The sequence below is a fragment of the Pseudomonas sp. GXM4 genome (assembly GCF_008923895.1).
Classification (GTDB): Bacteria; Pseudomonadota; Gammaproteobacteria; order Pseudomonadales; family Pseudomonadaceae; genus Aquipseudomonas; species Aquipseudomonas atacamensis.
Genome location: NZ_WBRZ01000364.1, coordinates 1 through 4,467 on the forward strand (window position 1 = coordinate 1; position 4,467 = coordinate 4,467).

The 4,467-nt window shown below is 61.7% G+C and carries 2 protein-coding genes; both read right to left on the reverse strand.

The window, feature by feature from the left end; all coding sequences use genetic code 11:
• Nucleotides 1–74: 74 nt before the first annotated feature.
• A complete protein-coding gene (locus F8N49_RS25890) occupies nucleotides 75–1,724 on the reverse strand; it encodes an acyl-CoA dehydrogenase family protein (protein WP_151553126.1) in 1,650 nt (549 codons plus the stop codon).
• Between the two features lie 95 nt (nucleotides 1,725–1,819).
• Nucleotides 1,820–4,171: a hybrid sensor histidine kinase/response regulator gene (locus tag F8N49_RS25895; protein ID WP_151553128.1), complete on the reverse strand. Its 2,352-nt coding sequence runs from the start codon at nucleotides 4,169–4,171 to the stop codon at nucleotides 1,820–1,822.
• Nucleotides 4,172–4,467: the final 296 nt, after the last annotated feature.

The following is a 4,467-nucleotide window of genomic DNA, read 5'->3' on the forward strand; positions in this document are numbered from 1 at the left end:
CGATGTTGACTGACAGACCGCCATCGCTGGCAAGCCAGCTCCCACAGGGTTTTGTGGTGTCGGGAAAATTGAGGTCAGAAAAGCTGTGGAGTCGAGCGTGCGACGATCGCTTCAACGTCCAGCCCACGCGGCAACCCGCCATAGACGCGACCGCTAGCGCTCAGACGGCTGGCAATGAAGGCATCGCTGACCACGGAATTCCCAGCCTCCAGCAACAGTTTGGCCTGCAATCCAAGGGCAATGTCTTCGGTCAACTGCCGCGCCCGATACTGAATGTCACTGGTGTCCTTGAACTGCGCCTGCAACTGCTGAATGTGCGCGGCCAGACGCTTGTCGCCATGACCGTCGCCCAATTCGCTGAACAGCACATCCAACACACCCGGCTCCTTCGACAATGCGCGCAGCACATCCAGACATTGCACATTCCCCGACCCTTCCCACGTCGAATTCACCGGCGCTTCGCGGTACAGGCGCGGCAGGATGCTGTCCTCGACGTATCCAGCACCGCCCATGCATTCGGCGGCCTCGTTGATCATCCCCGGCGCACGCTTGCAGATCCAGTATTTGCCCACTGCCGTCACCAGCCGCGCGAACTGCGCTTCGTGGCGATCATTCAGATGGTCCAGCGCCTTGCCCATGCGCAGACTCAGCGCCAACGCCGCTTCGCTCTCCAGCGCCAGATCGGCGAGTACGTTTTGCATCAGCGGCTGCTCGCTGAGCAGTTTGCCGCCGACCTTGCGGTGCGCGCAGTGATGGCTGGCCTGGGTCAGCGCCTGGCGCATCAGCGAGCTGGAGCCGACCATGCAATCGAAACGGGTCATGGCGACCATCTCGATAATGGTCGGCACGCCGCGCCCTTCTTCGCCGATCATCCACGCCAGCGCCCCACGAAACTCCACTTCGCTGGAGGCGTTGGACTGGTTGCCGAGTTTGTTTTTCAGACGCTGGATGTAGAACTGATTGCGCGTGTCGTCCGGGCGATGGCGCGGCAGCATGAAGCAACTCAAGCCCTTGTCGGTTTGCGCCAATGTCAGGAAGGCGTCGCACATGGGCGCCGAGCAGAACCACTTGTGCCCGACCAGTTCATAGGCCTGACCCGGGCCGCTGGCGCCGACCGGAAAGGCTTTGGTGGTGTTGGCGCGAACGTCGGTGCCGCCCTGCTTCTCGGTCATCGCCATGCCGATGGTCACGCCGGCCTTGTGCGCCATGCCGACGTTGCGCGGATCGTAGTCGGTGGCGAGGACTTTCGGCAGCCACTGCTCAGCCAGCTCCGGCTGCAAGCGCAGGGCCGGCACGCTGGCGAAGGTCATGGTCAGCGGGCAACCACTGCCGGCCTCGGCCTGGCTGTGCAGATAGGTCATCGAAGCGCGGGCGACATGCGCGCCGTCCTGCGGGTGTGCCCAAGGCAGCGAGGTCAGGCCATGTTCGATCGCAGTGCGCATGAGCTCGTGGTAAGCCGGGTGAAACTCGACCAGATCGATGCGATGGCCGTAGCGATCATGGCTGGCAAATAGCGGTTTGTTCTGGTTGGCGAGAAACCCCGCTTCCATCAGCGGCCCACCCGCCAGTGCGCCATAGGCATCGATGCGCGACTCGGCCCAACCGGCGCCAAAACGCCGCGACCACTCCTGTAACGGCAGGTCGATGCGATACAGGTTGGTGCCGTCCAGCGACGGCGGCTGATTGGTGACTTCGTGGGTTTCGGCGAACTGATGCAGGTTCATGACGGCGCTCCGTGTTCAGCAATGGCACCAGTTAAGCACTGGTGCTTTTTTGAACAAAGTGTCATAGGCGCCGTTTTTGCGGCGCTTTTACCCCATCAGCAACTGAGCACGCGGCGCTGCAACGCAGCCTGCAGATCCTCGAATTTCACCGGTTTGTGCAGATAGTCGATAGCCGCGCCCGGGGCGCATTGTTCGCGATCCGCACCCAGCGCCAGCATGAACACTGGCAAATGCGCGCAGCCTGGCAATGCATGGATCTGGCAGCACAGCGATGCGCCTTCGTGGCTGGGCAACTGGCAATCGATCAGCACCGCATCGAAGCTTTCCCGTTGCAGGCAGTCCAGCGCCGCGGCGCCGTTATCAGCGCTGCGCACGCGGAAACCGAGCTTGAGCAACATGCCACGCATCACCAGTTGGTTGACGCTGTTGTCATCCACCAGCAGCACCGTGCAGTCCTGCGGCGCACGAATGCAATCGCGGGGCGGCTGATCCGCAGGCGCTTCGACCACCGGCAGTTCGAATTCGACATCGAGCTGGAAGCGGCTGCCGCGTCCGGGCTCGGAGCGATGGGTGAGTTTGCCGCCGAGCAACTCGACCAGTTGCCGGCAGATCGCCAGACCCACCCCCAGGCCGCCGTATTCGCGAGTCATCGAACCGTCGAGCTGGAAGAAACGCTGATACAGGGTTGCCTCGCCCAGATCAGTGAAACCGATACCGGTGTCGATCACCGCGAACGACAGCGCCATGCGCTCATCCGCCGACGGCCGACCGGTAACGCGCAACGCCAGGCCGCCGACGCGGGTGAACTTGATCGCATTGTCCAGCAGGCATTCCAGGCACTGCGCCAGTTTCGCGCTGTCGCCGAGCAAGCGATCCGGCAGGGTCGGCAGCACCTCGACCTTGAAGTCCAGCGACTTGCTCGCTGCATTACCTTCGAACTGCACGCGCAACGCCTCGACCACTGCGCGCAGGCTGAAACTGCCTGGCGTCGCCTTGAGTTTGCCGGCCTGCAATTCAGTGAGGGTAAGGATGCCATTGACCATGCGCATCATGTCGCGGGCGGAACCGGCGGCGGTTTGTTGATATTGCTCAAGCTCGGGATCGAGGTCGACGGTCTGCATCAGCTCCAGCGAACCGATCACCCCATTCATCGGCGTGCGCAATTCGTGAGTCAGCGTGGCGAGGAATTCGTCCTTGAGCTTGTTGCTGTGGGCCAGTTGCTGGTTGAGCACTTCGAGTTTCTGCCCGGCGTCGAACAAGGTCTGCGCCTGTTGTTCGCGCATCGCGTTGATGCGGTCGGCCAGCGCCAGCGACAGCAGCGCCACCTCGATGGCCGAGCCGATCTGGCTGGCGTACATGGTCAAAAACACGTTGGGCAGCAGGCCCAGCACCATCAGCGTGTTGACGATGCCGCCGAGCAGGAATGCCGACCAGGCGATGATGAAGTAACGCGCCACACGCAGGCCGCGCCACCAGGCAAGAATCCCGGCGGCAAAGATCACTACGGTGAAGGTCAGCGCCAGTGTGGTCGCCAGGCGCAGGGCCAGGGCGTAACTGGTCATCAGCGACAGGCCGATCACCAGCGCACTGAAGGCAATCAGGCCGATCAGCAAGCGATCCAGCCAGGGGCTGTGGGTCTTGGTCTGCAGGAAACTGCGGGCGAACTGGCTGCCGAACAGCCCGGCGCAACCGATGAAGAATGGCGTCGCGGCGTTGGCCCACCATGGGTTGTCCGGCCAGAAATACTCAACCGCCGCGCCATTCACCGACAATTGATAGAGGCCGAACGAGCCGATATAGAAGATGTAATAGAGGTAACTGGTGTCGCGCACGCTCAGGTAGATGAACAGGTTGTAGACCAGCATCCCCAGCAGCACGCCATAAATGATGCCGAGCACATACAGGCGCACCGGTTGGTCTTCGAGGTACGCGGTGCTCGACCACAACGTCACCGGCGCCTGGATCGAGCCTTCGCTGGCCAGTCGCAGGTACAGCGTCTGCTGTTGATCCGGCTTGAAGGGAAGGTCGAACAGGTAGTTGTTCTGGCGGATCTCGCGACTGGCGAAAGGCAAGGCATCGCCGGTCTGGCGCACCAGTCGGTATGCACCGGTGGCATCAGGCAAGTAAAGATCGAGGTGATCAAGCGGCGGATAGGCCAGTTCCAGCAACCAGGTGCGCTGGGCGGCCGGGTTGCTCGGGCGGTAATGCAGGTCGATCTTCAGCCAGAACGCCGAACGCGAGTAACCGGCGTTGAGCGTGGCTTTGTCGTGGGCTTTGAACTGGCCGGTGGCATCTTGCGCGCGGACGTCGGCAATCGTCGCCTGACCGCTCGGGTCTTCGAACACTTGCAGCGATCGGCCCAGTGGCAGGCTCTGGGTGAATTCGTCGAATTCGACAGCGCTCGCCATGAGGGGCAAGCAGAACAGCAACATCAGCAAATAGCGCATTGAAGCCCCAGCGTGGCTCGTCCGGTTGTGTCAGGAAGCCCCCCATTCCCTTTGAGTAGACGTAAAACCGGTATTACCTGTGATTGTTTGGATCCAGCCTAGCATAGCCGTTGATGGCCATTGAGCACCATGGAAATTTTTCCTACAACGGCTCTAGAACGGGCGTTCCAGGGCAAAGCACCGAGATAGAGCTGTTGGGTTGGTCAACTCGCGACGACAGCCTCCTTGATAGATGACCAATTGTGGCGAGGGGATTTATCCCCGTTCGGCTGCGAAGCAGTCGCCAGTCCATCCAG